The 360-nt window shown below is 59.7% G+C and carries 1 protein-coding gene; it reads left to right on the top strand.

What is annotated here, in order from left to right; translation table 11 throughout:
- Nucleotides 1-72 precede the first annotated feature (72 nt).
- The coding region (locus EOD29_RS30795; RefSeq protein ID WP_164763891.1) for a helix-turn-helix domain-containing protein at nt 73-360 on the top strand (288 nt) is incomplete at its 3' end.

The raw sequence follows: 360 nt of genomic DNA, 5'->3' as shown, positions 1-360 counted from the left end.
CGGGCTGATACCTGACAGAATGAACCGGGTTGATGGTCGACAAGTCATAGTGTGTCGGAGGGAGGGCTTCCGATGCCATTTGTGGAGACTTGTCGCATGGAAGAACGTGTTCGGATGCTGTCGGACTATGCTTTGGGGCACTGGAGTGTGAGAGATCTTTGCCGGCGCTACGGTGTGAGCCGGGATACATTTTACGCCTGGCGCAAACGGCAGATGAGCGGAGCGCCGGATTGGTTTGTCGATCGGTCGCATGGCACGGTTTCGTGCCCGCATCGCACGCCGTCAGCCCTTGCCGATGAGGTGATTGCGCTACGCCGGCGGTTTCCGCATATGGGGCCGCGCAAGCTGCTGGCGCTGTTG

Origin of the sequence: Mesorhizobium sp. M1A.T.Ca.IN.004.03.1.1, assembly GCF_003997555.1 — a bacterium.
Lineage (GTDB): Bacteria > Pseudomonadota > Alphaproteobacteria > Rhizobiales > Rhizobiaceae > Mesorhizobium.
Note: the sequence above shows the minus strand (reverse complement) of the source record. Positions and strands in the feature narration are given on the sequence as shown.